The sequence below is a fragment of the Nitrobacter sp. 62-13 genome (assembly GCF_001896955.1).
Classification (GTDB): Bacteria; Pseudomonadota; Alphaproteobacteria; order Rhizobiales; family Xanthobacteraceae; genus Nitrobacter.
The window spans coordinates 1-26,409 of the sequence record NZ_MKRN01000191.1 but is presented as its reverse complement, the minus strand read 5'-3'; the positions used below and the strand labels follow the sequence as shown (position 1 = coordinate 26,409).

27 protein-coding genes are annotated in these 26,409 nt (G+C 64.7%); 13 read left to right on the top strand and 14 right to left on the bottom strand.

Translation table 11 applies throughout. The features are described from left to right. On the bottom strand, positions 1-411 hold a 411-nt coding region (locus tag BGN91_RS17685), incomplete at its 3' end, for a hypothetical protein (protein WP_366408630.1). A gap of 598 nt (positions 412-1,009) precedes the next feature. Here BGN91_RS17685 and BGN91_RS14795 point away from each other — a divergent pair. After that, complete coding sequence (locus BGN91_RS14795) at positions 1,010-2,023, top strand: TorF family putative porin (RefSeq protein WP_292614411.1); 1,014 nt, start codon at positions 1,010-1,012, stop codon at positions 2,021-2,023. A 154-nt stretch (positions 2,024-2,177) separates the two neighbouring features. Continuing rightward, positions 2,178-2,591 carry an META domain-containing protein gene (locus BGN91_RS14790; protein ID WP_292614410.1) on the top strand — a complete coding sequence of 138 codons (414 nt, stop codon included), beginning with the start codon at positions 2,178-2,180 and terminating at the stop codon, positions 2,589-2,591. A 230-nt stretch (positions 2,592-2,821) separates the two neighbouring features. Here the strand turns inward: BGN91_RS14790 and BGN91_RS14785 are convergent, their stop codons facing one another. From BGN91_RS14785 to groES, 3 genes are all read right to left on the bottom strand, one after another. Then, positions 2,822-4,018, bottom strand: a complete 1,197-nt coding sequence (locus BGN91_RS14785) for a hypothetical protein (RefSeq protein WP_292614408.1) — start codon at positions 4,016-4,018, stop codon at positions 2,822-2,824. A 106-nt stretch (positions 4,019-4,124) separates the two neighbouring features. Then, positions 4,125-5,762, bottom strand: coding sequence for a chaperonin GroEL (groL, locus tag BGN91_RS14780; protein WP_292614406.1), 1,638 nt, complete (start codon positions 5,760-5,762; stop codon positions 4,125-4,127). 177 nt (positions 5,763-5,939) lie between these two features. Continuing rightward, entirely contained in the window at positions 5,940-6,236 is a 297-nt protein-coding gene (gene groES / locus BGN91_RS14775) for a co-chaperone GroES (RefSeq protein ID WP_292614404.1), read from the bottom strand. A gap of 300 nt (positions 6,237-6,536) precedes the next feature. Between groES and BGN91_RS14770 the strand changes: the two genes are divergently transcribed. Next, positions 6,537-7,052 (top strand): hypothetical protein, encoded by a 516-nt coding sequence (locus tag BGN91_RS14770; protein WP_292614402.1) that lies wholly within the window; start codon positions 6,537-6,539, stop codon positions 7,050-7,052. 146 nt (positions 7,053-7,198) lie between these two features. On the opposite strand, the gene BGN91_RS14765 is transcribed toward BGN91_RS14770, so the two are convergent. Then, positions 7,199-7,981, bottom strand: coding sequence for a protein phosphatase CheZ (locus BGN91_RS14765; protein WP_292614400.1), 783 nt, complete (start codon positions 7,979-7,981; stop codon positions 7,199-7,201). 315 nt (positions 7,982-8,296) lie between these two features. Between BGN91_RS14765 and BGN91_RS14760 the strand changes: the two genes are divergently transcribed. Then, positions 8,297-9,085, top strand: coding sequence for a L,D-transpeptidase (locus tag BGN91_RS14760; protein WP_292614398.1), 789 nt, complete (start codon positions 8,297-8,299; stop codon positions 9,083-9,085). A 71-nt stretch (positions 9,086-9,156) separates the two neighbouring features. On the opposite strand, the gene BGN91_RS14755 is transcribed toward BGN91_RS14760, so the two are convergent. The 6 genes from BGN91_RS14755 to BGN91_RS14730 all read right to left on the bottom strand — a co-directional run bounded on the left by BGN91_RS14755 (position 9,157) and on the right by BGN91_RS14730 (position 15,240). Further along, positions 9,157-9,966 (bottom strand): DUF2076 domain-containing protein, encoded by an 810-nt coding sequence (locus BGN91_RS14755; protein WP_292614396.1) that lies wholly within the window; start codon positions 9,964-9,966, stop codon positions 9,157-9,159. Between the two features lie 119 nt (positions 9,967-10,085). Then, a complete protein-coding gene (locus BGN91_RS14750; protein ID WP_292614394.1) occupies positions 10,086-10,928 on the bottom strand; it encodes a ChbG/HpnK family deacetylase in 843 nt (280 codons plus the stop codon). Next, positions 10,925-11,971, bottom strand: coding sequence for a glycosyltransferase family 2 protein (locus BGN91_RS14745; RefSeq protein ID WP_292614392.1), 1,047 nt, complete (start codon positions 11,969-11,971; stop codon positions 10,925-10,927). Before BGN91_RS14745 ends, BGN91_RS14750 begins: the two co-directional genes overlap by 4 nt. A gap of 75 nt (positions 11,972-12,046) precedes the next feature. Beyond that, positions 12,047-13,024: an ATP phosphoribosyltransferase gene (gene hisG / locus BGN91_RS14740; protein WP_292614390.1), complete on the bottom strand. Its 978-nt coding sequence runs from the start codon at positions 13,022-13,024 to the stop codon at positions 12,047-12,049. Beyond that, on the bottom strand, positions 13,021-14,208 hold the full coding sequence (locus BGN91_RS14735; RefSeq protein ID WP_292614388.1) for an ATP phosphoribosyltransferase regulatory subunit: 1,188 nt from the start codon (positions 14,206-14,208) through the stop codon (positions 13,021-13,023). The genes hisG and BGN91_RS14735 overlap by 4 nt, the downstream gene beginning before the upstream one ends. Positions 14,209-14,472: 264 nt before the next feature. Next, complete coding sequence (locus BGN91_RS14730) at positions 14,473-15,240, bottom strand: 16S rRNA (uracil(1498)-N(3))-methyltransferase (RefSeq protein ID WP_292614386.1); 768 nt, start codon at positions 15,238-15,240, stop codon at positions 14,473-14,475. Between the two features lie 310 nt (positions 15,241-15,550). On the opposite strand from BGN91_RS14730, the gene BGN91_RS14725 reads away from it, so the two are divergent. Both BGN91_RS14725 and ubiA read left to right on the top strand, forming a co-directional pair. Further along, positions 15,551-16,270, top strand: a complete 720-nt coding sequence (locus tag BGN91_RS14725) for a hypothetical protein (RefSeq protein ID WP_292614384.1) — start codon at positions 15,551-15,553, stop codon at positions 16,268-16,270. Positions 16,271-16,280: 10 nt separating this feature from the next. Beyond that, complete coding sequence (ubiA, locus tag BGN91_RS14720; RefSeq protein WP_292614382.1) at positions 16,281-17,219, top strand: 4-hydroxybenzoate octaprenyltransferase; 939 nt, start codon at positions 16,281-16,283, stop codon at positions 17,217-17,219. A 101-nt stretch (positions 17,220-17,320) separates the two neighbouring features. Here ubiA and BGN91_RS14715 read toward each other — a convergent pair whose 3' ends face one another. Continuing rightward, positions 17,321-17,842 (bottom strand): DUF6101 family protein, encoded by a 522-nt coding sequence (locus BGN91_RS14715; RefSeq protein ID WP_292614380.1) that lies wholly within the window; start codon positions 17,840-17,842, stop codon positions 17,321-17,323. A gap of 284 nt (positions 17,843-18,126) precedes the next feature. Between BGN91_RS14715 and BGN91_RS14710 the strand changes: the two genes are divergently transcribed. The 6 genes from BGN91_RS14710 (at position 18,127) to lpxK (ending at position 23,834) form a co-directional block, all read left to right on the top strand. Continuing rightward, positions 18,127-19,518: a TldD/PmbA family protein gene (locus BGN91_RS14710; RefSeq protein WP_292614378.1), complete on the top strand. Its 1,392-nt coding sequence runs from the start codon at positions 18,127-18,129 to the stop codon at positions 19,516-19,518. A 200-nt stretch (positions 19,519-19,718) separates the two neighbouring features. Next, positions 19,719-20,477: a 3'(2'),5'-bisphosphate nucleotidase CysQ gene (locus tag BGN91_RS14705; RefSeq protein ID WP_292614376.1), complete on the top strand. Its 759-nt coding sequence runs from the start codon at positions 19,719-19,721 to the stop codon at positions 20,475-20,477. Between the two features lie 65 nt (positions 20,478-20,542). Then, positions 20,543-20,794 carry a DUF4170 domain-containing protein gene (locus tag BGN91_RS14700; RefSeq protein WP_292614374.1) on the top strand — a complete coding sequence of 84 codons (252 nt, stop codon included), beginning with the start codon at positions 20,543-20,545 and terminating at the stop codon, positions 20,792-20,794. Continuing rightward, positions 20,791-21,537 carry a lysophospholipid acyltransferase family protein gene (locus tag BGN91_RS14695; protein ID WP_292614372.1) on the top strand — a complete coding sequence of 249 codons (747 nt, stop codon included), beginning with the start codon at positions 20,791-20,793 and terminating at the stop codon, positions 21,535-21,537. Before BGN91_RS14700 ends, BGN91_RS14695 begins: the two co-directional genes overlap by 4 nt. After that, on the top strand, positions 21,506-22,834 hold the full coding sequence (locus BGN91_RS14690; protein ID WP_292614370.1) for a 3-deoxy-D-manno-octulosonic acid transferase: 1,329 nt from the start codon (positions 21,506-21,508) through the stop codon (positions 22,832-22,834). The genes BGN91_RS14695 and BGN91_RS14690 overlap by 32 nt, the downstream gene beginning before the upstream one ends. Then, the gene (lpxK, locus tag BGN91_RS14685) at positions 22,827-23,834 is read left to right on the top strand and encodes a tetraacyldisaccharide 4'-kinase (RefSeq protein ID WP_292614368.1); all 1,008 of its coding nucleotides are present in this window, start codon (positions 22,827-22,829) and stop codon (positions 23,832-23,834) included. The genes BGN91_RS14690 and lpxK overlap by 8 nt, the downstream gene beginning before the upstream one ends. Before the next feature lie 2 nt (positions 23,835-23,836). Here lpxK and BGN91_RS14680 read toward each other — a convergent pair whose 3' ends face one another. Further along, the gene (locus BGN91_RS14680; RefSeq protein ID WP_292614366.1) at positions 23,837-24,064 is read right to left on the bottom strand and encodes a DUF2093 domain-containing protein; all 228 of its coding nucleotides are present in this window, start codon (positions 24,062-24,064) and stop codon (positions 23,837-23,839) included. A gap of 177 nt (positions 24,065-24,241) precedes the next feature. Here BGN91_RS14680 and BGN91_RS14675 point away from each other — a divergent pair, with 177 nt between their 5' ends. Continuing rightward, positions 24,242-25,057: a dienelactone hydrolase family protein gene (locus tag BGN91_RS14675; RefSeq protein ID WP_292614362.1), complete on the top strand. Its 816-nt coding sequence runs from the start codon at positions 24,242-24,244 to the stop codon at positions 25,055-25,057. A gap of 105 nt (positions 25,058-25,162) precedes the next feature. Here the strand turns inward: BGN91_RS14675 and xseA are convergent. Continuing rightward, a partial coding sequence (gene xseA / locus BGN91_RS14670) for an exodeoxyribonuclease VII large subunit (RefSeq protein WP_292614361.1) occupies positions 25,163-26,409 on the bottom strand: 1,247 nt, incomplete at its 5' end.

Here is a 26,409-nt window from a genome sequence, read left to right as displayed (position 1 = left end):
CCCGGCCAGGATTGAATTGATCGCCGGCAACAGGAGGACCACGATGGCTAAGAAATCCAGGAAGGCGAAGAGCGTTAAGGCCAAGAAGAGCAAGAAGAAGGCCGTAGCGACGAAGAGGAAATCGGCGAAGAAAACTGCGAAGAAGTCGGTGAAGACGGCTTCGAAAAAGAAGACGGCGAAGAAGAAATCGGCGAAGAAAACCGCCAAGAAAGCCGCCAAGAAATCAGCAAAGAAATCGGCCAGGAAATCCGCAAAGAAGTCTCCGGGGAAAGCCGCCAGGAAAGCCGCCAAGAAAACCGCCAAGAAATCCTCCGGGGCATCCGCGGGCAAGCCGGCGGCCAAACGGCGGGCTTCGACGAAGAAGGCCGCAGCCAAGCGAGCCGCGCCTCGGCCTGTGTCCACCGCTTCCACGCTGGCCTCGAGTTGGGCGATGCCCGAGCCGGCTGCTCCTTCCTCGTCCCATGGTCACATGGATCATTCGACGGACCATGGGTCGGGTTCAGGCGAGAGCAACTAGAGCCCGCTTCCGGACTCCATGAGGAGGCGGGAGACGCCACCCTCGGACCAGGCCGAGGGCCTGCTCTGCTCGAAAAGCTGGAGCGTCCCGATTCCGATGTTCGCATGTCGTGCGATGACCCTTGGTGCGAACTTCGGAATCTAAGGGAACACTGGCAAACCTGACTTGAGCCGGGCCGCAGCGTCGCCGCTGCGGCCTTTTCATTTGTAAGAAAGTCCTGTTCGGAAATCTCGTCCGCCGGTTGCTAGCCCCGTTCCGGCACGGTGTGGGTGGGCTCGCGCACGCTGCCGACGAATAAAGTGTTGCAAACAGGCCCCGGCGCACAGATAGGCGGCAAAATGCTCGCTATTTCGGCTTTCCGGTTTTCAACGGAGGCCTCATTCTTGGTTAACGAAAAGGAAATCGGTTTCGGTCCAGTTTCCCTTTGGGCCTCTGTGATTTGTTCGCGGCCTTCGAAACTTGGGGTGGCTTTTCGGTGGACGGGGGTTCGTCATGAAGACAATGATTCTGGCGGCAGCGGCGCTGGCGATGACGGCAAGTTCGGCGCTCGCGGCGGACATGGCGGTGAAGACCTACAAGGCGCCGCCTCCGGTCGCATTCGATCCGTGGGACATCGCCTTCGGCGCCGGCGTGGTGAGCGACTACGTGTTCCGCGGCGTGACGCAGTCGAACCACAAGCCGTCGGTGACCGCTTACTTCGAGCCCCGCTATAACGTCACCAAGGACCTGCAGCTTTACGTCGGCTCGGCGGTCGAGAGCATTTCCTTCGCCAACCGCGCGGCGGCCGAGGTCGATGTCTATGGCGGCATCCGACCGACTTTCGGCGCCTTTACCTTCGACTTCGGCGTCTGGGGTTACCTGTATCCCGGCGGCACCTGCTACTACGGCGCTCCGACCGATACGGCAGGCCGCCTGCTGAGCGCGGAATGCGCGACCAACGTCCTCCTCAACGGCAACGTCATGAAGAAGGACGTGAGCTTCTTCGAAGGCTTCGCCAAGGTGAACTACACCGTCTCCGACAACTGGGCGGTCGGCCTGAACGAATTTTATTCCCCGAATTTCCTGAACACCGGCGCGTGGGGCAACTATTCGTCGATCACCGCCAAGTACACCGCGCCCACCACCGTATTCGGCGCCACCGGGATCGGCATGTACGTGTCGGGCGAGTTCGGCCGCCAATGGCTCGGAACCTCGGACTCGTTCTATGGCACCGGAATTGCGGCGGCCGGCTTCGCAGGTCCGTTTCCGAACGGCATCAAGTATGCCGATTACAACACCTGGAACATCGGCGTCGGTTTCACCTACAAGGTCTTCGCTCTGGATTTGCGCTATTCCGACAGCGACCTGTCGAAGGGCAACTGCAACGCCTTTACTTCCGACTTTACCGCGCCGCTCAACGGCAGCTTTACGAACAACAATCCGGGCGGCGCCGGTTCCAACTGGTGCGGCGCGACTTTCATCGCCAAGCTGTCGGCCGACCTGACCGCGATGACCAGCCTGAAATAGCAGGCGCTCTTTCCCAAGGGCGTTGCGTTGTGGAAGCGATGGTGATGCTGCGGGCGCAATCACGTCCGATCGGCAGGCTTCACGCGGGCTGATCCGCGCTGTAGAACGGCGCTAGCTTAAAATCGGCATCGCGATCATCATTCAACGAGGGCAGATGGCAGCAAGGTTCGGCTTCCGGTTCGGTGTCATCGCGGCTGCGGCCGCGATCGGAAGCGTCGGTGCATGGCCGGCTTCGGCGCAGGATGGATTTCCGTTCGGCCTCGAGATGACGCTGGATGCGCCACCCCAGCCCGGCTCAAAGCGGGTGCCGTCGCTGGACATCGGCGAAAGCGGCGAGACCAGGCTTGAGTTGTGGTGCAAGGGCGGCAAGGGTCAGTTCTCGGTTGCGGGCAACACGGTTATCTTCGCCGCCGGCCCGCTGGAGGACCGTTCCTGCCCGCCGGAGAAAGCCAAGGCCGATGACGATCTGGTCGCGGCGCTCTCTGCTGCGGGCACCTGGGAGCGGCAGGGCGATGAAATCTCGTTCGACGGACCGACCCGGCTCCGTTTCCATCTCAATACGAATTAGAATTCACCGATCATGCTGGGTCGTCGAGGCTTCCGTCATGGCCGGGCTTCGTCCCGGCCATCCGCGGCTTTCTGGAGATCTGCTGCCAAGACGTGGATGCCCGCAACAAGTGCGGGCATGACGGATATGCGCGGCCTTCGTGAATCCGAAAACCGGTCCCACTTTCGACATCACGCTAAAAACCCGCTCCGCGCGCGGATCGCAATCCTGTGCCGCGGAGAGTGGGGCCCTTACTTCCAGACCGATTTGTCGGCGTTCCAGCGCTGCGCCTTGAAATGCTTGGCCAGCGCGTCCACGGCGCCGCTGTCGTCGGTTTCGACGTCCTCGTCTTCTCCTGAGGACTGGTCGTCGGCCAGGTTGAGCTTCGGCCCCTCGCTTTCATCCGCGGTGGTCGTCGAGGGAACGCCGACCCACAGCATCATGTGATCGGAGCCGCCGGGCTTGTCGGGGGCGGGTAACGCGGCCACCTCGATGGTATCGGTCAACCCGAGCGCCGGGATCACCTCGCTCGGGCGCTTGAAGGTAAGGGTGAGCTTGCCGGTGTCATCATTCCATTTCGTCGCCACCGGCTTTGCGTCCAGGGCCTTTTCCAGCACGCCGGAAATGGCGGTCGCGAGCTTGTCGCGATTGAGCTTGCCGTTGTCGCGCCATTCCGCGGCCGGGAAGCGGATGGTGCGGTCCATGTCGAACATGCCGGCGCTCCAGCCCGCGGCGATCACGCCGGGCAATGTCTTCAATCGGGCGATGAGGGAGGGCGCGCGCTCCGGATCGACATTGATGTCGATGACCTGCGCGCCGGCCCGCAGCGCCTCGCAGGTCACCTCGAGGCTGTTCAACGCCACTTCGACGTTTTGCCCGCGCAGCCCTTTGAGCAGATCGGCGGCTGCGTCGAGTTTGACCTTCACGGCGATCGCCTCGGGAGACACCTCGGTGAAATCCTTCGGCGTTGCGGTGATGCCGTCGTCGATTGTCCGGCTCTCGTTGAACTCGGCCTCGCTGAGATCGGAATTGTCGGTCGACGTCACCTTGGTGATGGTCTGGCCGACGCTGACCCGGCCGTCGAACTCGAACGTATCGCCGGTGGGCTTGCGGGTGAGCATGACCGTGACCGGCAGCTTGTCGCCGATGCTCTGGGTCGTGCCGGTCAAGGTCGGACCGTTCACCGCAAGGTTGACGACGAAGCGGTCCTTGCGATCGGAGCCTTTTTCCGCTGGGTAACACACATCGAGAACGGCGCCCGTGACGGTCTTGCCCTGGCGGGTTTCCTTGAGGATGACGTCGGCGTTGCCTTCCATCAATCCGTCGATGGAGGTGAAGTATCGCACCTCGGCGCTGCCGGGTGGTTTGGGAAGCGGCCTGTCCTGGGCGGACAACAGGCTCGGCGAAACCACCACCAGGCCGCCCAGGCACCACAGCAGCATGCGCATAGAGAATCCCCGTTTGTCGAATCGACTGGCACCCTAAAACCCGCTTCGCCAAAAAAGAAGGCCGCCCGGAGGCAGCCTTCTGGCGAAGTCGTGCAGTTGAAAGGGCTCAGTAGCCCATGCCGCCCATTCCGCCGCCGCCCGGCATGGCAGGTGCGGGCTCCTCCTTCGGCAGTTCGGCCACCATGGCTTCGGTGGTCACGAGCAGGCCCGCGACCGACGAGGCATCCTGCAACGCGGTGCGCACGACCTTGGCCGGATCGATGATGCCTTTGGCGACCATGTCGACATACTCTTCCTTCTGGGCATCGAAGCCGAAAGTCTCGGTCTTGTTTTCGAGAACCTTGCCGACGACGATGGATGGTTCCATGCCCGCGTTTTCCGCGATCTGGCGGATCGGGGCTTCCAGCGCCTTCAGCACGATGTTGATGCCGGCCTGCACGTCCGGATTGTCGTTGGCGATGCGCCCGACCGCTTTCCTGGCGCGCAGCAGGGCGGTGCCGCCGCCGGGCACGATGCCTTCCTGCACGGCCGCGCGGGTGGCGTTGAGCGCATCCTCGACGCGATCCTTCTTTTCCTTGACCTCGATCTCGGTCGCGCCGCCGACGCGGATCACCGCGACGCCGCCGGCGAGCTTGGCCAGCCGCTCCTGCAGCTTCTCGCGGTCGTAGTCCGAGGTGGTCTCCTCGATCTGGGCCTTGATCTGTCCGACCCGCGCCTCGATGTCCTTCTTCTTGCCGGCGCCGTTGACGATGGTGGTGTTCTCCTTGTCGATCAGCACCTTCTTGGCGCGGCCGAGCATGTTCAGGGTGACGTTCTCGAGCTTCATGCCGAGATCGTCGGAGACGAGCTGGCCGTTGGTCAGGATCGCGATGTCCTCCAGCATGGCTTTGCGGCGTTCGCCGAAGCCGGGCGCCTTCACCGCGGCCACTTTCAGGCCGCCGCGAAGCCGATTGACCACAAGCGCCGCCAGAGCCTCGCCCTCGACGTCTTCCGCGACGATCAGCAGCGGCTTGCCCGACTTCACTACCGCCTCGAGCACCGGCAGCATGGCCTGAAGACCGGACACCTTTTTCTCGTGTAACAGGATATAGGCGTCGTCGAGTTCGGCCGTCATCTTCTCGGCATTGGTGATGAAATAGGGCGAGAGATAGCCACGGTCGAACTTCATGCCCTCGACGATGTCGACGTCGGTTTCAAGCGACTTGTTTTCCTCGACGGTGATGACGCCCTCGTTGCCGACCTTCTGCATCGCCTGCGCGATCATCTTGCCGATCGAGGCGTCGCCGTTGGACGAGATGGTGCCGACCTGCGCGATTTCGGCCGAGGATGCGACCGGCTTCGCGCGCTTCTCGATGTCCTTCACCACGGCCGCGACCGCGACGTCGATGCCGCGTTTCAGATCCATCGGATTCATGCCGGCGGCAACGGCCTTGGCGCCCTCGCGGACGATGGCCTGGGCCAGTACGGTGGCGGTGGTGGTGCCGTCGCCGGCGAGATCGTTGGTCTTGGAGGCGACCTCGCGAACCATCTGCGCGCCCATGTTCTCGAATTTGTCGTCGAGCTCGATCTCCTTGGCGACGGTAACGCCGTCCTTGGTGATGCGAGGCGCGCCGAAGCTCCTCTCGATCAGGACGTTGCGGCCCTTCGGACCGAGGGTCACCTTCACGGCGTTGGCGAGGATATCGACGCCGCGCAACATGCGCTCGCGCGCGTCGCCGGAAAACCTGACGTCTTTGGCGGCCATTTACGGTACTCCTGATGATGCGATCGTTTTGCTTTCGTCATGCCCGCGCGCGTCGCGGGCATCCGCGTCTTTGTCGTGTCGAGCGAATAAGACGTGGATCGGCGGGCATGGCGTTCGACAGAACGCCGTTCTTCAAACGGTCATGCCCGGCCATGACGAAGGAAAGTCGGGATGCGGCTAGCCGACGATGCCCATGATGTCGGACTCCTTCATGATCAGGAGGTCCTGGCCGTCGAGCTTGATCTCGGTGCCCGACCACTTGCCGAACAGCACCTTGTCGCCGACCTTGACGTCAAGCGGAACCAGCTTGCCTGCCTCGTCGCGTCCGCCCGGACCGATGGCCACGACCTCGCCCTGAGAGGGCTTTTCCTTGGCGGTGTCGGGAATGATGATCCCGCCCTTGGTCTTTTCCTCTGGATCGATGCGTTTGACCACAACACGGTCATGCAGCGGACGAAATTTGGTTTTAGCCATGGCGGCTCCTCCGGGGTTTCGCAGGACTCTGAATTGCCATCGACGGGATGCATGCCCCGGATTCGAAACGCCGGCGATTCGCTTCTTTGGCAATTATGCTCCGGGAGTGCTAGTCGTTGGCGGGCATATGGCCTGGCAGCGATGCTGTCAAGCAAGCGCCTTAAGCCGTTGGTGAGTGGCGTGTAGGATAGTGCAAACCGAGTCGCGGTGTCCCTGCGATCGTGGGGTAGAGTGCCGGGGACGCGGTCTTAAGCCTGCCTTCCGGGTGGGCGGTTGGGAATTCGGTCGGGGAAATAGACGATGGTCAGATCAGATGGTGGACGCGCGGCTTTGAACCTTGGGGCGGCTGCGGCCCTTGCGATGTTTCTCGGCGGGTGCGGATCGATCGGATCGATCGGACTGTCGACCCAGCCGGCGCAGCCACCGCAGCCGGCTGTCGAGCCCGAAATTCCGGCGACGATCCGCGCTGACGAACTCGTCGGGCGCTGGGGCCTTGCCTCCTACCAGAATCCGAACGACCGGGCGCGGACCGAGGCCGCAGCCAAGGCGCAATGCCGGAACCCGTATGTGATCGGCGCTGGAGGCCATGGCGGCGTGATCATGCATCTCGCCGACGAGGCGACGCCGCAGGAATTGCGGTTGAAGGGCAGCCAGAGCGGTAAGAACTATATCGGACCGGAGGGACCGGCAGGCGGCGCGAAAGATCGCGAGATCGTTTCTTTCGACGGCCGCGTCCTCATCACCCGTTTCATCGATCCCGATGCGGCGACCCGCTACGGCAACATGGTGTATGTCCGCTGCGCGCCGCAGCGTTGATCGCCGGTCGCGATTTCACGGGCGCGGCCTGAAATCCGCCAATCCGGTATCGCTACGGCGCTTTCGAACGAAGTGGTTTGCGTCAAGAAAACGCGCAAATAAAATCATAGGGCCTCGCTTCTGATTCCATCAGAAGCGAAAATGCTCTAGCCGAACAACGCGTCGATATCGTCCTGAGAGGCGTGCCCCTCGTCGCCGTCGAGTTTCGGACCGTTCAGAAGCTTGGCATCGCCGACGCGATCATCGATGATCGGCGGAGCATGGGCGCGGATGGCATCGACGCCCCCCCAGATCTCCATCATGACATTGATGTGATGCTCGATGAACTTCATGGTGCCCATCACCTTGGCGATGCGCTGGCCGGTGAGATCCTGGAAGTTGCAGGCCTCGAAGATCGCGATCACGCGCTCCTGGATTTCCTCGCTCTGCAACTGTGTCTGTTCCGGAGACGCGGACTTCGACAGGGCGCTGGCCGACTGGTCGATCGCCTCGGCCGCTTCCAGAATCCGTTGCGTCGCCTGCTCGGTGCCGCCCACCACGGCGCCAAGCTCGTCGGTCACCTTCGACATCTCGTCGCCGCTGAAGCTCTTGCCGTGAAGAACCGCGATCTCCTGCTTGGTGCGGGTGATGGCGTCGTAGATCAGATCGAGCTCGGTTTTCAGCTTTTCGCACTGTTCGATCTGTGCGCGGTAGGTCTGCAGCATAGTCTGCGCCTCGGCGACCTCGCGGCTGACCTCGGTGTCGGCCGTGACCGCTTCGCCGCCGCCATTGCGGCGCGAAGCTCTCATCTGTTGGCGGATCGCTTGCAGTTCCGCCATGATCTCGCGATGTACCGGCATTGGCGTCTCCTCCTGCTCGGTGGCTGTGATAACGGGCGCGCCGGTATTCAAAATCTCCTCGACGCGGAAGCGCTTGCGTTGAACAGCCATCAGATTCCCCAGCTTTAAATCAATCCGTCACGCTATATCATCCGTTGTATACCGACGTGGTTTAACACCGGGTTCACGCGGGGAACCGGGAAGTCAATCTGTAGCTTCCGGCCGGCCATGAACGACGGTCGCCTCGTTCATCGAAAATAAACGCTACCGGACAAAACCGCGCCGCATTGAGGACGTGGTGAATCGAAACGCCGGTTCTGTTTACCAAACCGATGCGGTTTTGATTTTAATTCGTTCGCGTGGCGATGCGCGCTGTCGGGCGCACCCGCCGCAATCATCCACGGCGAAACAGTACAGAGTACGTCGATGTTCAAGAAGCTCCTCGCGCTCCTCGCGGGCGTGTCGCTTGCCGGGCTTGGAGTCCAGCAGGCCTTTGCCAGAGAACTGCAAGCCAGGTTCGTCACCGAGCCTGTGGTGGTTTATGCCGACCAGTCCGCGCCGCAACCCGCCGAGCAGCGCGTTGCCTATGCCGAGCGGTCCAACATGGGCGGCGGGTTCATCGAGTTCCTGTTCGGCGACGGACAGCAGCAAGGATCCCGTTACCAGCAGCAGCCCTATGATCCGCGTCCGCTCTATGCGCCGCAGCCGCAGGCGATGCAGCCGCAGCTCATGCCGGAGCAGGACGCCAGCGAGGCCGCGCATCCCGCGTTCGATCCGAAATTCGAGAAGCAGCTCGTCGATTATCACGGCAAGGAAGCCGCCGGCACCATCGTTATCGATACGTCGAGCAAGTTTCTCTATCTCGTGCAGGGCGAGGGCAGGGCGCTGCGCTACGGTGTCGGCGTCGGCAAGCCCGGTTTTCTGTGGGCCGGCGTCAAGACGATCACGGCCAAGAAGGAATGGCCCGATTGGACCCCGCCTGCCGAAATGCTCAAGCGCAGACCCGATCTGCCGCGCCACATGGAAGGCGGGCCGCAGAATCCGCTGGGCGCCCGCGCCATGTATCTCGGCTCCTCGCTCTATCGCATCCACGGCTCCAACGAGCCCTGGACGATCGGCACCAACGTGTCGTCAGGCTGCATCCGGATGCGCAACCAGGACGTGATCGATCTTTACGGCCGGGTTCACGTCGGCGCCAAAGTCGTCGTGATCTGACGCGGGACGTTGCCCGAAACAGAAACGGCCGCCCATGGGCGGCCGTTTTGTTGTCGCGGAATTTGGAGATCTCAGGCGTAATCGTCGCCGTCGTCGAAATCGGCGAACTCGTCGGAATCCATGTCGTCGTTATCGTCGTCGTCCTGATCCTGATCCTGGTCCTGATCGGCATCTGCCTGGGCCTGGTCGAACGAACTGGTTTGCGACGTGTCGCCGTGTTGCGACCCGATGTCACCGACGCCGGCGTCGCGCGCCAGATTGCTTCCCGACTGATCGCCGCCGCCCCATGGGCTGCGCGAGCCGCCGAGGCCGCCGGCGTCTCCGAAACTGCTGGCATGGGCGGGGCCGCCCATCATGGAGCGAATGCTGTTCAGAAGCAGGCCGCCGCCCACGGCGCCCGCCGCGGCGGCGGCCGCCGTTCCGAGAAACGAACCGCCGCCGCCCTGCGGCGGCGCGCCATAGGGCTGACCGGCAGGGGGCTGACCGGCGGGTCCCTGATTGTAGCGTCCGGGCGGTTCGGTCTGCTGAAGCACCTGTCCGGTGTTCCAGGCCGGCTGGCTCGACGGCATGGGCGGAGGCTGTACGTTCGGGACCGAGCCGCGAGATTTGCCAAAGACGGTATCGCGCATCTGATCCAGGAACCCGCCCGAGGCGGCCTGATCGGAGGCTCCGCCGCCCTCCAGTTGCTGGATGCGGTCGTTGGCGCGCTTGAGGGCTTCATCCTGCACCAGAACCGTCTGGACCAGCGTGTACAGCGCATTGGGCGCTCGCCGCAGGCCCTCGGCGATGGCGGCGGCGGCGGTCTGATCGCGTGGCGTGTTCTCGACGCCGGCGAGGCGGGTGAAGAGGTCGTCAACCAACTGGCGTTCTTGCGGCGTCATGGCGCTCTCCCGATAAGGTGGCGGATGGGGATGTAGGAGCGCTTTGTGTCGCAAACAGTATCGCGGCCGATTAAATTTCAGTGTGCGACAATTGAGGCAGGGGCTTGCGGTCGGGTGAGTCAGCCCAGTGTCACCCGATTCGCCGCCAGCATGTCGCGAAAGCCGTCCCCGGACAGGAACGCATATTCCCGCTCCCGCTGGTCGGTGACCGGATCGAGCGCGATCAGCGTGTCGTCGACAAAGCCGGGATGGCACATGATCAGGCCGCCGTCCGGCGAGCCGTCGAGAAAGTCCTGCATCAGCGCGCCGAAGTCGGGTTTTGTGAAATCGTAGGCTCCGGCGAATGCCGGATTGAAACGGACGCCGGCGCGCACGGCGTGGCGGCGAAAGCCGGCGCTTAAGACATCCAGAAGCAGCGCCTTCGGCATGCCGAGCCGTCGCGCCAGCGGTTGGCGGCGGCCGCACTGGCGCACCCACGCGCCGGGCGCGGCGTTCTTGACCGCCGACAGGAAGGCGCCGCGCACCTGCGGGAAAATCTGCACGTGCTGATGTCCGTCGACGTAATCGGGAGCGCGGCCGAACCGCTCGGCAAACGCCGCGATCTGCGCCTTGACCTCGTCGAAAATCATCTCGGGATCGAGCCTGCGCGACAGGCTCGCGCCCAGCATCTTCGAAAGCGGCGGAAACAGTCCGCCCTGAAGCGGCCGATAATGCAGGGTGAGCGGATGAAACGGCGCGGTCAGGGTGACATGCAGGCCGATGACGCAATGCGGGTTGCGGGCGACGGCCGCCTCCAGCGTCCCGACCTCATCGCGGCCGGCGGCGGGACCGACCACCATCACCGATGTCGCATTGATGCGCTCGCGCTCGATCAGATCGCGGATCGCCCGGTTGACGCCGGGGCTGATGCCGTAATCGTCGGCGCAGAGTCTTATCCGCCGCCGCGGTTCGTCGCCGTTCATTCGGCGGCGGTCCGGTGCGGTTCGCCGGCGGATGGCTCGTCCTCGGCCTGCTTCACGCTGTGCTCGGCGACGAAGTAAATCGGCCGCGCCTTCAGCTCCGAGAGAATTTTGCCGATGTATTCGCCCATGATGCCGATCATCAGGAGTTGCACACCGCCGAGGGTCATGAGGCCGACCACCAGCGACGGATAGCCGGGAACCGTTTCGCCATCGACCCAGGTTTCCCACAAGATCGACAGGCCGAACAGGAAGGCCGCGAATGCAAGCAGCAGGCCGAGCAGGCTGGCCAGCCGCAGCGGCGCCACCGAAAACGACGTCAGCCCCTCGATCGACAGGCCGAGCAGCCGCGCCGCATTGAACGTGGACATGCCGTGGGTGCGGACGTCGGGTTCGTAGTCGACGCGGAATTGGCGAAAGCCGATCCAGCTCGCGAGCCCCTTGAAGAAGCGGTTGCGCTCGGGCATCTGGCGCAGCGCGGCGGCGGCGCGGGGCGACAACAGGCGGAAGTCGCCGGCGTCCTCGGGAATCCGCTGGCGCGCGCCCCAGTTGATGATCGCGTAGAAACTGTGCACGCCGATCCGCCGCAGCATCGACTCGTTGGTCCGGTGCGCCTTCGCCGTGTAGATGACGTCATAGCCGCCGTTGATCCAGTGATCCACCAGCCGCTCCACGAGGTCGGGGGAATGCTGGCCGTCGCCGTCCATGAACAGCAGCGCGCCGCGCCGCGCATGATCGAGGCCCGCCATCAAGGCGGCTTCCTTGCCGAAGTTGCGCGACAGCGACAACACCTGCACGTCCAGCGCGTCGGCGGGCAGTTTGCGGGCGAGACTCAGCGTGCCGTCGGTCGAGCCGTCGTCGATGTAGACCACCTCGCAGGCGAGCCCGAACCGCTGCCTCAGCTTTGCCGCAAGCGCGCCGAGGCGCTCGTGAAGCTGCTGGAGCCCGGCGGCCTCGTTGTAAATCGGAATCACGATCGACAGACCCTGCGCGGTCGCTGCGGCCGCGTCCAAAGGCAGACCGGGAAGGCTCGGCGTTGGCGTCATCGGTCGGGTCCGGCGTGATCAATCTTCCTATGGTAGTGAGCGCGGTCGCGCGCTTCAACGGGCGGCCGCACGGTTCTACCTCCGCAGGAACGCTTCCAGCCTTGCGAACAGCGGGTTCTCGCGATCGAACACATAGTCCAGCGATGCAATCGACACCGTTTCGGCGCCGTGCTGACGCAAAAAGCTGCCGAGCGCATAAAGCCGGTCGGGCGGACAGTGCAGCGTGATCATGCCTGAAGACGTCGGTCCGCCGAACGGGGAGACCGCGCCGAAGCGATCCTGCGCCTCGGCGAGCAACGCTGCATCGCAACCTTTGAATCGGGTCCGCACCTCGCGATACTGGCTGGCGCGGGCGCGCGCCGCGATGTGGTCGAAAATGATCCGCGCCGTCTCGCGCGTGCCGTCCGACCAGTCCGCGTCGCGCGAGGCGACCAGGTTGGCCTGGCTGCGCAGGATGACGCCGTCGTCCAGCACCTTGAGGCCGTTGGCGGCGAGCGTTGCGCCGGTGGTCGTGATATCGACGATCATCTCGGCGGTGCCCACCGCGGGGGCTCCTTCCGTGGCGCCTGCGCTCTCGACGATGCGGTAGTCGACCACGCCGTGCGAGGCGAAGAAGGCGCGGGTGAGATTGATGTATTTGGTTGCGACCCGCATCCGCCGGTTGTGCTGCGCGCGAAATCCGGTCGTCACGTCGTCGAGGTCGGCCATGGTGCGCACGTCGATCCAGGACTGCGGCACTGCGACGACCACGTTGGCGCTGCCGAAGCCGAGACCATTGATCAGCGCCACGCGCTTGTCGGCATCGACGATGCTTTCGCGAATCAGGTCTTCGCCGGTGACGCCAAGATGCACCGAGCCGCGCGCGAGTTGCGCGGCGATCTCGCTCGCCGAGAGATAGGCGATCTCGACGTTGTCGAGTTGGACGATGGTGCCGCGATAGTCGCGCACGCCGCCCGGTTTCGCCAGCGTCAGTCCGGCGCGGGCGAAAAAGGCTTCGGCGTTTTCCTGCAGGCGGCCCTTCGAGGGCACGGCCAGAACCAGAGGTGCGGTCATGACGCGCTCCCGCCGGCGCGGCTCGCGGAGGTCTCGTTCGCGCACTTCGTCGCCGCCTCGATCCAGATCGAGAAGCCGACTGCAGGGATCGGCGTCGTTGCGCCCAGTTGCGTCATCAGACCGTCGTAACGGCCGCCGGCAATCAGCGGCCCGTCGCCGCCGCCCTTGCGCTGCAGTTCGAATTCGAAGCCCGTGTAGTAGTCGACGCCGCGGCCGAACGAGGTGGCGAAGCTGATCCTGCGAGGTTCGATGCCGCGCGCCGCCATGAAGCCGGTCCGGCTCTCGACCTGATCGATTGCGGCGTCGATGTTGAGGCCGGCGTCGGAGGCGAGTGCGCGCAACTGGCCGAGCGCATCATCGGGGTCGCCCGATATCGCCAGAAAGCGCTTGAGGATGGTCAGCGCGTCGCGCGGCAACGCGCCGCTCTTCAGCGTGGATTGCTCAAGGAAGCGGTCGGCGATTTCGTCGAGGGTGCGGCCGCCGACAATGCTCGCGCCCGCGATCGACATCATGTCTGTCACCAGCGCCAGCGCCGCCTTGCGGTCGGACCCCGCCAGCGCCGCAAGCACGCCCTCGTATTCGTTGTGGCCGGGCCCGGTCGCGAGCGTCAACCGCTCGATATCCTGCGCGAGGCTGATCTTGCGGTTGAAATCCTTCATCAGCCGCCGCCGCCAGACCGGATAAAGGTCGAGCGCATCGATCAGGGCGGTGAACAGCGCGACGTCGCCGGTTCGGATCTCCACGTCGCTGATGCCGAAGGCCGCGGCGGCTTCCAGACCGAGCGCGAGCATCTCGGCGTCGGCGGCGGCGCGATCCTTGCGGCCGAACGATTCGATTCCGGCTTGCAGGAACTCGCTCGGCCGCCCCGCGCGATAGCGGAAGACCGGGCCGAGATAGCAGAACCCGGCCGGCTGGCCGGCCCTTTCGGAGGCGAGGTAGTCCCGCGCCACGGGGATGGTCAGGTCGGGACGCAGGCAGAGTTCCTCGCCGCCCGCGTCCGAGGTCAGATAGAGGCTTTTGCGGATGTCCTCGCCCGAAAGATCCAGAAACGGCTCGGCCGGCTGCAGGATCGCGGGCTCCGCCTTGACGTAGCCGGCCTGGGCGAATGACGACAGCAGCCCATCCGCCCAGGGCGGCGATCGGGTAGCAGGATTTTCCGCGCTGCGGCTCATATCGAAGGCCATGGGTTCCAAGGTGTTTTCGGGCAAGCCCTTATAGCGTTTTCGAGCGAAGTGGATACCGGTTCGCGTCAAGAAAACGCATCAAATCAAAATCATAGAGCCGGCTTCTGATTCCATCGGAAGCGGAAAGGCTCTAGTGGAGTGAATTTGACGTTCGCGACCCACTTTGCAGCAAACCCGTCAGGCGAACGTCAACGGGATGCAAATGTTGGAATCGGACCACTAGCATGGCCGGATGACGGTTTCGACCATGATTCCGGAAGTGGCTTAACGAGTTGCGTGTTCTCCGGGCTGCGTCCAGTCGCCCAGCACGGTCTGGACCAGGGCAAGAACCGCGACTGCGGCGGTATCGGCGCGCAGGATCCGCGGGCCCAGCGACAGCCGCAGCGTATTGGGCTGGCGGAGCAGATTTGCCCGCTCGTCCTCGGCGAAGCCGCCTTCGGGCCCGACCAGCACGTCGACGCCCTGTGCGGCGCTGCCCATCGGCGCAAGCGCCGCCGCCGGATCGGCGACCGGCGCGGCCTCGTCGCAGAATACCAGCAGGCGCTCACCGGCACGCGCGCTCAGCCAGCGGTCCAGCGTCACCGGTTCCTCGACCCTGGCCAGGCTGAGGATGCCGCATTGCTCGGCCGCCTCGATGACATTGGCGCGCATCCGCTCGCCATTGACCCGGGTCACCTGGGTGAAGCGGGTCAGAACCGGTTGCAGCGCACAGACCCCCATTTCCACCGCTTTCTGAACCATGTAGTCGAGCCGGGCATGTTTCAGCGGCGCGAAGACGTAGCGCAGATCGGGCAGGCGGTCCTGACCTCTGGTCGCGGCGACGATATCCAGATGTTCCGGGCGCTTGCGGCCCGCAATCGTCGCCTGCCACTCGCCGTCGCGACCGTTGAAGACAAGCACCTTCGCACCCGAGCCGAGGCGCAGCACATTGCCGAGATAATTGGCCTGATCGCGGTCGAGCGGAACCCGGCCACCGCCGGCGAGCGGCGCGTCGACATGGAGCCTGGGACTGCGAAAGTCCGTGTCGGGCATGACTAAACGGGCCTGACTGAAAGTGAAATCCTGCGGGGGCCGTTTTTCTTTGGCGGTTTCTTCATGCGAACCGGTTACCTCGCCGCTCGAAAACCCTATAGACCAACACAATCGGGCTCTCAAACGGTGGGGCGGACATCGCTCCGGATGTTCCGATTTCGATCGGCGCGGCCATGCGTCGCGCTGTTGCCCGATTCGTCGGGTTGTTAGGAATCGTCTGCAATCGTAAAAGCGTGGGAATCATGGAAGGTCGTTCGTTGCATTCGTCGCGAAAGACGTCGCGGATAGCTGACCCTGCCGGAGAAGTGCTGTGATCGCCCCACGCCTGATCGTTCCATTAACGCTTGCGGTGTTTGCCATCGGCGTCACCGAAGCGCCGGGCCAGACCCCGTTTCCTGCGCCATTGCCCAGCGGCGCAACCGGAACGGTCAATGACCCGGCGTTCCCGCCCGTCAACGGCGCGCCTGCGCAACGGCCCTCCGCGCCGCCCCAGGATTCCGCGTTTCCCCCGGTCAATGGCGCCACGTCGGCGACCGTCGGCGCCCCCGCTGCATTTCCCTCCGGTGGCGCCGCTCCGGTGGGTGGATTCGGGGCTCCGCGCCAGCAGGCCGGCCCGCCCGGTGGCGCCGACTGCATGAAGGAATTCATGCCGCTGCGCGAAGCGGCCGAGAAACGCGGCAAGCTGATCCAGGCTGCCGGCGCCCGTCATGCGCCGCCCGAGGAAGCGTGCAAGCTGATCGGGCAATATGCGCAGGCGGAAGTCAAAATGCTCAAATTCGTCGACAAGAATTCCCGGAAGTGCGGAATTCCCGACAACGTCGGAGCGCAGATGCGCGCCAACCACAAGGCCACGGAGACCATGCATCAGAAGGTTTGCGACGTGGCCAAGCAGGCGAGGATGCGCGGTCCGGCCGGGCCGAGCCTGAGCGAGGTTCTGGGTTCGGCATCCGGCGGATTGCCGGAAGCCACCACGCCGAAGAAGGGCGGCAGCACGTTCGACACCTTGAACGGCAACGTTCTCACCCGATGACGAGCCTCTGATGAGCGACGCGGCGGCACGCGTCGCGGACTCGGCCGGCAACTGGGTCGACACGCGCGCGCCGCTTTGGGCGCGGCCCTATCTGAGACTGTCGCGGCTCGACCGGCCGATCGGATCCTGGCTGCTGCTGCTGCCTTGCTGGTGGTCGGCGGCGCTGGCCGCATGTCTCGCCCGAGACGTGAGCGGGCTGCCTCTGACCATCGTGCTGTTTTTCATCGGCGCCTTCGCGATGCGCGGCGCGGGCTGCACCTGGAACGACATCACCGATCGCGACCTGGACGCGCGCGTTGAGCGGACGCGGTCGCGTCCGATTCCAGCGGGACAGGTGACGGTGGCGCATGCAGCGATCTTCCTGGTGGCGCAGGCGCTCGCGGGATTGGCGGTGCTGCTCCAGTTCAACCGCTTCGCCATCGCGACCGGAATAGCTTCGCTCGTCATCGTCGCGATCTATCCCTTCATGAAGCGCGTCACCTACTGGCCGCAGGTCGTGCTCGGCCTCGCCTTTTCGTGGGGGGCGCTGATGGGATTTGCGGTGCTGCTGGGCCGCATCGATGCGGCCGCGCTGGCGCTGTATGCGGGATCGATCGCATGGGTGATCGGCTATGACACGATCTATGCGCACCAGGACGCGGAAGACGATGCGCTGATCGGTATCAAGTCGACGGCGCTGCTGTTCGGCGCACGCACCCGTCCGGCGCTTGCGATCTTCTACGGCCTTGCCGTCGCTCTCATCGGCGTCGCGTTGCATCTGGCCGATGCGCGATGGCCGGCATGGATCGGCCTTGTGGCTTTCGCCGCGCATCTCGCCTGGCAGGTCGTCCGGATCGACATCGGCGATTCCCGTCTCTGCCTGCGGATTTTCAAATCCAACCGCGACGCCGGGCTGTTGTTGTTCGCGGGTCTATTGGCGAGCGCGTTGCTTGCGGCGGCCGGGTTCTAGAGTCTGATTCAACCGCGTTGAACCAGACCCAGCTTTATATTTTTGATCGAGCATAATCTTATCCGAAAACCGGCTTTCCGCTTTTCGGGGCCATGCTCCAACTAATTCCGCGCGATGATCTCGCGCTCGCCCCGATAGATGGCCGCCGGGCCGAGCAGATAGCCGCAGCGCCGCCGCATCAGGAAGCTCGGGCGCCGTTCACTGATCGCATTGCATCGCCGCCGGCGCGGCGCCGGATCGCGCCTGTCGTCGGCGAGTTGCGGAAGCGCGAGGACCTCGCTCCAGGCTTGCCATGCGGCGTCGCGCTCGACGGCATCATCGGTCACCAGAAGGGGAATGGCGAGCGACGGATCGCGGTGAAGCAGAACGAGCGCTTGCCCGTCCGCGGTGTCGCGCACGGTGACGCCGGCGAATTCGCTGACGCGCACGCTGATCGTCATCCGCATGCCGTGGACGGCGCGGTGCAGCGTCACGCGTTCGCGATGAAGTTCGATCTGGCGGATACCGCCGTCGGCGCGGCTGTCGCGCGCGGCGAAACTGACGGGCAGTGAGAGAGGGTCGAGCCGCAGACCGCGGCTCGACCCGGCGGAATCCGGCCCGCCTGTTGATGTTTGACGCCTCACGGCTTTGGTCTCCCCGCCGGGATTATGTTCCCGGTCGATGGGCGAGAGCATGCCAGCGCGCGGTCCGGATTTGCTTAAAAAGGCTGGTTAATCGAAGGTACCTCGCGCCTGATCCGCGCGCATGATTGACAGACCCTTCGCCGACATGCTTGACGGGTTCTTGCCGGGGCGCGGATAATCTTCGATACCCGCTTCATTGAATGCTTGAAGTCCGCATAAAACAAGCACATCTCATGACGGGACCGCTCGCGCGACGGTCTTGTCGAATCCCCGGGATTTTGTTCGTGATCTCTTCACCAAACACATCATTACCGAAATCCGCAGAATCCGAACTCTTCGATCAATCCGCGCTCAGTCAACTCGCTGAACGGCTGGTCGAGGCTGCGAAGCGCGCGGGCGCGGATGCCGCGGACGCGGTCGCGGTGCGTGGCATCTCGCAAGGCGTCGAGGTTCGCGACGGACGCGTCGAGGAATCGGAACGCTCCGAGAGTGACGACGTCGGTCTGCGTGTGCTGGTCGGACGACGTCAGGCCACGGTCTCGACCAACGACGTCGGCGGCGACAATGTCGCGAAACTCGCCGAACGCGCGGTCGCGATGGCGCGCGTCGCGCCCGACGATCAATATGTCGGGCTGGCCGATCCGGCATTGCTGGCGCGGAATTTCCCCGATCTCGATCTGCTCGACCGGGTGACGCCGTCGACGGCGGAACTCGAGCGTCGCGCGGTCGAAGCCGAGGCGGCGGCTCTTGCAGTCGAGGGCGTGACCAAATCGGGCGGCGCGTCGGCGTCGGCTGGCATCGCCGGCATGGTGCTTGTGACGAGCACGGGCTTCCGTGGATCCTATCTGCGTTCGAGCCAGGGCATTTCGATGATGGCGATCGTCGGTGACGGAACCGGCATGGAGCGCGATTACGATTTCTCCTCCGCGCTTCATGCCTCGGATCTGCTGCCTGCGGCCAGCGTCGGCCGCAGCGCCGGCGAACGCACGGTGGCGCGCGCCAATCCGCGCAAGGTCGCCACCTGCAAGGTGCCGGTGGTTTACGATCCGCGCGTCGCGGGCTCGCTGGTCGGTCATGTCGTCGGCGCGGCCAATGGCGCATCAGTGGCGCGCAAGACCAGTTTCCTGAAAGATCGGCTCGGACAACAATTGTTCGCGAAGGGAATCCGGATCGTCGACGATCCGTTGCGCGTGCGCGGACTGCGCTCGCAGCCCTTCGACGCCGAAGGGGTCGTGACGAAGAAACTGGCGGTGATCGACGACGGCGTGCTGACGTCGTGGCTACTGGATTCAGCGACCGCGCGCGAGCTCGGCCTGATGACGACCGGTCATGCTCACCGTGGCGTCTCGTCGTCACCCTCGCCGGGGCCTTACAATTTGCATCTCGAAGCGGGGCAAATGACGCCGCGTGAACTGATCGCCGACATCAAGCAGGGCTTTTATGTCACCGACCTGATCGGCTCCGGCGTCAATGGCGTGACCGGCGACTACAGCCGCGGCGCGTCGGGGTTCTGGATCGAGAACGGCGAGATCACCTATCCCGTGAGCGAGATCACCATCGCCGGACATCTGATCGAGATGTTCAAGTCGCTGACCCCTGCCAACGATCTTGCATTCCGCTATGCGACCAACGCGCCGACCGTGCGCATCGAAGGGCTGACGGTTGGCGGGCGCTAGTGGTCCGATTCTGACAGTCGCATCTCGTCTCAGCGAGCGTCCTTGCGAATGTCAGAATCAAACGACCACGAGCAATATAAGGCTCCAGTGCAGTTTTGGGTTTGACGTTCGCATCGGGAGATTGCGGTCAGGTGGCTAGCGGACGTCAAATCCACTCCACGGATACCCGCTCCGCACCTTTGGTGCGGGACCGCGCTTTGTTGACCGAGACGGTGCGCGAGGCGGGAGAACTGGCGCGAGCGATGTTCAGCACCAGCCTGCGGACCTGGACCAAGGGAGTCTCGTCGCCGGTGTCGGAGGCGGATATTGCCGTCAACGATCTCATCGAAAACAGGTTGCGCGCGGCGACGCCGGACTACGGCTGGCTGTCCGAGGAAAGCGCCGACGATCCCTCGCGGCTCGCCAAGCAGCGGGTCTGGATCGTCGATCCGATCGACGGGACGCGCGGCTATATCGCCGGCCATGACGACTGGTGCGTCAGCGTCGCGCTGGTCGAGGGCGCCGTGCCGCTGCTCGCAGCCGTGTTCGCGCCGGTCACCGACGAGTTCTTCCTGGCCGCGCGTGGACAGGGCACGACCTGCAACGGGACGCCGGTGCTTGCGACGCCCGGCGACGATCTGGATTTTTCGAAGATCGCAGGGCCGAAACCGCTTGTGGAAAAGCTGGATCGATCGCGGAAGGACGTGGTTTCTCATCCCAGGATCGGTTCGCTGGCGCTGCGGCTATGCCGTGTCGCGGACGGTCGCATCGACGCGGCCTTCGCCGGCGCCCAAAGCCGCGACTGGGATATCGCCGCTGCCGATTTGATCGTGCAGGAGGCGAATGGTAGAATGACGTCGCTCGGGGGCGAGCCGATCCTTTATAACCGCGCCGAGGTAACGCACGGCGTACTGGTGGCGGCAGGCGACCTTCGCCACGCGCGCATCCTCGCGCATTTTCAGAAGCATCCGCTGCCGTAAGGGACGGGGGTGCCGGCTTTCGGGGTATTTGCCTGACGATCGGCGACATAGTAGGACAACGCCCAATGCCGCCAGACAGCCCGCCCCAGCAATTGCTCCACCTCGTGATCGGGGGCGAGCTGGCCGATCTCGCGCATACGACCTTCAAAAACCTCAATGAGGTCGAGATCGTCGGCCTGTACCCGAACTACGCATCGGCCTACGCCGCCTGGAAGGCGAAGGCGCAGCAGACGGTCGATAACGCCCACATGCGGTATTTCATCGTGCACCTCCACCGGCTTCTCGATCCTGGTCAAGACACGAAGCCCGCCCTTTGAGAAAGCTGCTCCGCAATCTGCTGCGCGCCCGCTGGTTTCAGCAGTTCGCCGGCCTCCTGGCCGCAGGCTTTTTGCGGCTGGTTTGGATGACCAATCGATTCAGCTATGATCCGGACGATGTTTACGACATCGTCGAGCCCCAGATGCCTGTTATCCTCGCGTTCTGGCATGGACAGCATTTCATGACGCCGTTCATCAAGCGGGCGCATCATCGCGGCAAGGTGCTGATCTCGCGCCATCGCGACGGCGAGTTCAATGCGCTGGCGGCGGAGCGGCTGGGCATCGAGACCATCCGCGGCTCCGGCGATCACGGCTCCGCATTCAATCGCAAGGGTGGGGTTGGCGCCTTCAAGGAAATGGTTCGCGCGCTCGAAGAGAACTACAACGTGGCCCTGACCGCCGATGTGCCGAAGCGCTCGCGTGTCGCGGGCCTCGGCATCATCATGCTGGCGCGCGAGTCCGGGCGGATCATCATGCCGTTTGCGATGGCGACCAGCCGCTTCATTCGCCTGAACAACTGGGACCGCACCACCATCAACCTGCCGTTCGGGCGCGGCGCGCTGGTCGGCGGCGAGCCGATCTCGGTTCCTGCCGACGCCGACGCCGAGATGATGGAGGAACTCAGGGTTCAACTCGAGGCGACGCTGAACGACGCAACGCGCCGTGCTTACGCCAGGATCGGTCGGCCCGAACTCGAGGCGGAGAGGTGCGATGTCTCGCGAACTTCGGAAAGCGGGTACTAGCCCGGTGCCGGCGACGCTGCGGTTCTACCGCAGACTGTCCGCCGTTGCTGGCGCGCTCGTGCCGCTGCTTTTGAAACGCCGCCTGAAGCAAGGCAAGGAGGATCCCGCGCGCATCGACGAGCGGCGGGGCATCGCCAGCCAGCCCCGCCCCGCCGGTCCGCTGGTCTGGATCCATGGCGCCAGCGTGGGCGAGGTGCTGGCCGCAGCTTCGCTGATCGAACGGCTGCGGGCGTTGAACCTGCGCATTCTGCTCACCTCGGGCACCGTGACCTCGGCCGCCGTCGTCGCGAAACGATTTCCGCCGGATATCATTCATCAGTACATCCCTTTCGACTCGCCGCGCTTCGTCGCGCGCTTTCTCGATCACTGGCGGCCGAATCTCGCGCTGTTCATCGAATCGGACCTGTGGCCCAATCTGATTCTCGCAGGCGCGTCGCGCCGCCTGCCGATGGTGCTCATCAACGGACGGATGTCGCAGCGTTCGTTTCCGCGCTGGCGCAGGATGGCGGGAACGATCGCGGCGTTGCTGGGCCGGTTCGACATCTGCCTGGTCCAGTCCGAAACCGATGCGGAGCGCTTCGCCGTGCTCGGCGGCCGCAATGTCGCCGTCACCGGCAATCTCAAGCTCGACGTGCGGGCGCCGCCGGCCGACGAGGGCAGGCTGGAGCGTTTGCTGTTCGTCACACGCGGCCGCCCGGTGGTGGTGGCGGCATCGACCCATCCGGGCGAGGAGGAGATTCTCCTCACGACGCACCGCACGCTGGCGGTTTACTTCCCCTCGCTGCTGACCGTGATTGTTCCACGCCATCCCAACCGGGGCGAGGCGATCGCCCGCATGATCACGGCGTCCGGGGCGGAGGTTGCGCGACGCTCGCTGGAGCAGTTGCCGACGGCGCGGACGGATATCTATATCGCCGATACCATGGGCGAACTGGGATTGTTCTACCGGCTGGCGCCGATCGTTTTCATGGGCGGCTCGCTGGTCCCGCATGGCGGCCAGAATCCGATCGAGGCAATCAAGCTCGACGCCGCCATCGTGCACGGCCCGCATGTCTTCAACTTCGCCGAGGTCTATGACGCGCTCGACCGCGCCGGCGGCGCGCGCCGGGCCGACGACGGCGATGCGCTGGTGAAACATCTCGGCCATCTGCTCAGCGATCTCGCCGCCCGCGATGCCGCGAGGGCGGCCGCGGCTGACGTGGTGGATCGGCTCGGCGGCGCGCTGGAGCGCACGATGGCCGCGCTCGAGCCGTATCTTCTGCAGTTGCGGCTGGAAAGGCGAGCGGCCGATGCGTGAGCCGGCCTTCTGGCACAGGCCGTCGTCGCTGCTGTCGCAGTTGTTGGCGCCCCTTGGCGTGCTTTACGGTGCGATTGCCGCGCGGCGGCTGATGCGGACAGGTCTCCGCGCCGGGGTGCCCGTTATCTGCGTCGGAAACTACGGGCTCGGCGGCGCCGGCAAAACGCCCACCGTGATGGCGCTGGCCGGCATTCTCCGCTCCCTCGGCGAAACGCCGGTCGTGCTCAGCCGCGGCTATGGCGGGCGGCTGCACGGTCCGCTGCAAGTCGATGCGCACCGGCACACGGCCACGGAAGTCGGCGACGAGCCGTTGATGATGGCGCGGACGATCCCGGTGATCGTGTCACGGCAACGGGCGGCGGGCGTCGTGCCGGCCCGCGCGCTGGGCGCGAGCGTGATCCTGCTGGATGACGGCTTTCAGAACCCGGCGCTTGCAAAGGATATCTCGCTGATCGTGATCGACGGCGATCGCGGTCTCGGCAATAAGCGGGTGTTTCCGGCGGGGCCGTTGCGCGCGCCGCTGCCGCCGCAATTGTCCCGCACCGATGCGCTCGTGATCGTAGGTTCGGGCGTCGCAGCCGACGATGTTGCAGCCGGCGTCGACGCGCGGAGAGGCCTCGTGTTGCGGGCGAAACTCGTTCCCGATGACGCGTCCGTTGCGGCATTGCGCGGCAGACGTGTCTGTGCCTTCGCCGGCATCGGCGACCCCGCGCGGTTCTTCCGCAGCCTGCGCGCCTGTGGCATCGACGTGGCCGCGGAACGGGCATTCGCCGACCATCATCGGTTTTCGCACCACGACGTCGCGGAGTTGCAGGTGCGCGCTTCACGCGACGGTCTCGCGCTGGTGACGACCGAAAAGGATCTGGCGCGGCTGCGCAACAGCGAAAGCCTCGCGGCTTTCGCGCAGGCCGTCGTTCCTTTCGCGGTCAGGCTTGTGTTCGACGACGAACAGGCGCTGCGGTCGTTCCTGACGGATCGGATCGCTCGCGCGCGGCGATAGGATTACGAGGAAGCCTTGAGCGCGTCCGGGTAATGCCGCTGCAGGACCGCGCTCGGAAGAGCGTAAGCCTCCTGCAGGTCGACGCTCCAGTACTTCAACTCATCGAGCGGAATGTGGGCGTCGGTGATCGCGCACCGCACGTAGGTTCCCGCGGAAAGCACGCGGAAATCGCCGTCGAGATATTGCACCCGCGCTTCGCCCTGGCCGGACTGGCCAAATTTGTTCAGCACGTCTCTCTCCCGAATCGTGTGCCTGCAAACATGCCGGCTGGTTTTTATTCTCCACAGATAGGCTCGCAAAAGGCTGCGTCAAACCCACCGATTTGTGATGAATTGCGCGTCCGGCCACATGATAGGTCTGAATTCAGGTTTTCCTTTTGCAGCATACCAGACCGTCCGGCAAGATATATGCGCCTGCTGTCAGCCTTTGTTTCGGTTGCTCTATCTGTTTCGACCGCCGCAGCGGTCGCGGCGTCCGGCCCCCCGCAGCCCGAACGGGTCGCGATCCAGCGGTTCGGCGGCGTGCTGCATGGCCTGCTCTACAAACCCGACGGCGACGGCCCGTTCGCGACGATCATCGCGTTGCATGGCTGCAGCGGCCTGGGGCATGGCGGGCAAATTCAGCCGCGCTATCTGGACTGGGCCGAGCGGTTTTTGAAGGCGGGCGACGCCGTTCTGTTCCCGGACAGTTATGGTTCGCGGGGTGTCGGTCAGCAGTGTCAGTCCAAACAACGCAAGGTCTTCGCTCGCCGCGAGCGCGTCGCCGATATCCGTGACGCGCGACAGTGGTTGATGCAGCAGCCCTGGGTTCTGCACGGCCGTATCGGCCTGCTCGGATGGGACAACGGCGCCAGCGCCGTTTTATGGGCGGTCCGCCCGCAAATCGCATGGGCCGGCCGGCATGATGATTTTCGTTCGGCTGCGGTGTTCTACCCGGACTGCAGGATCTCGTCGCGTCTGGGGTGGAGCACGCGCGTTCCGACCTTGTTGCTGATCGGCGCCGCCGACGATCTCAGTTCGCCGTCCGCCTGCCGGCAGATGGTCGACGATGCGCGCGGGCGTAGCGCGCTCGCACGGATCGTCGTCTATCCCAATGCCCGCCATGGGTTCGACAGGGTGAATGCGCCAATCCACGCCGGTGCCGGAGGAGGCGGACACATCGGAGCCGATTCCAGGGCGCGAACGGACTCGCAAAGCCGGGTCGCGAGCTGGCTGGCGCGTTAGAGGCCTGGAGCCTGGTTCAACTGCGTCGAATCAGACTCGTCGCCTATCTTTTTGTTTGAGCATGATCTTTTCCGAAAACCGGTTTCCACTTTTCGGGATCATGCTCTAGAAAAGATTTCCCTGATCGCCGGGCTTCACGGTGCGCCGCGCGGGTGCCGGCCTGGGTTGGCTTTTCGGGCCGGGCGAGGTCGCAGCCAGCCGATCGTTGTCGTCGTTGTCGGCGGTCGCATTCACCCGTCCGTCCGCGAATTCGAGCGTGAGTCGTGCTCCGGGATCGACTGCCGATGCGCTTCGCAAGGCCTGTCCCGCATCGTCGCGAACCAGCGCGAAGCCCCGCGCCAGCACGCCGCGATAGGACACCGCCGCCAGCAACTGGCCGGAATGCCCGATGCGGGCCTGATGCCGCTGCAGCAAAATGACGAGCGCCCGCCGCGCCCGCTCGGCGAGGCGCTGGGTGCGTTCGTTGGCGCGTGCGATCTGGGCGCGTTGGGCCTGCGCATTGGCGAGGCGCGAAGCCGTGAGCCGCACCGCCAGTCCGGTGAAGCGATCGCGGCGATGTCGCAAGACCACCCGGGTGCAATGTGCGAGCCGCGCGCCGGTCGCGGCGACGGACTGCTTGGCGTGGCTGACCTGCGCGCGCAGCACGCGCAGCGTGAGCCCGCCCGAGATTTGCGTAAAGCGGCGATGATGCAGGTGCGTGCTCGCACGCAAGGCGCGCGGCAGTGCGGCGGCGGCGCCGTCGAGCTTCTGCCGGGGGATCGCGAGCAACTCGCCTGCTTCCGGCAGCGCACGGGCGGCCGAGCGCAATTCGCTGCGCCTGTCGTCATGACCGCGCCGCCATCCGACCATGGCGCGTGCCACAAGGTTGGAGAGTTCGATAAACAGGTCGGCGCGAACCGGCACCGCCATTTCGGCCGCCGCGGTCGGGGTCGGGGCTCGCTTGTCGGCGGCGAAGTCGATCAGCGTGATATCGGTCTCGTGGCCGACCGCGGAGATCAGGGGAATCATGCTGTTCGCGGCCGCGCGGACCACGCTCTCTTCGTTGAAGGACCACAGGTCTTCGAGCGAACCGCCGCCGCGCGCGACGATCAGAAGATCAGGTCGCGGGATGCGTCCATCTTCCGGCAGAGCATTGAAGCCGTCGATCGCGGCAGCGATCTGGTCCGCCGATCCTTCACCCTGCACCCGCACCGGCCACACCAGCACGCGGCGTGGAAAACGGTCCTCCAGCCGATGCAGGATATCGCGGATCACCGCGCCGGTCGGGGAGGTCACCACCCCGATCACCTCGGGCAGCCAGGGCAGCAGTTGCTTGCGGGCTTCGTCGAACAGGCCTTCCGCCGCGAGTTTCT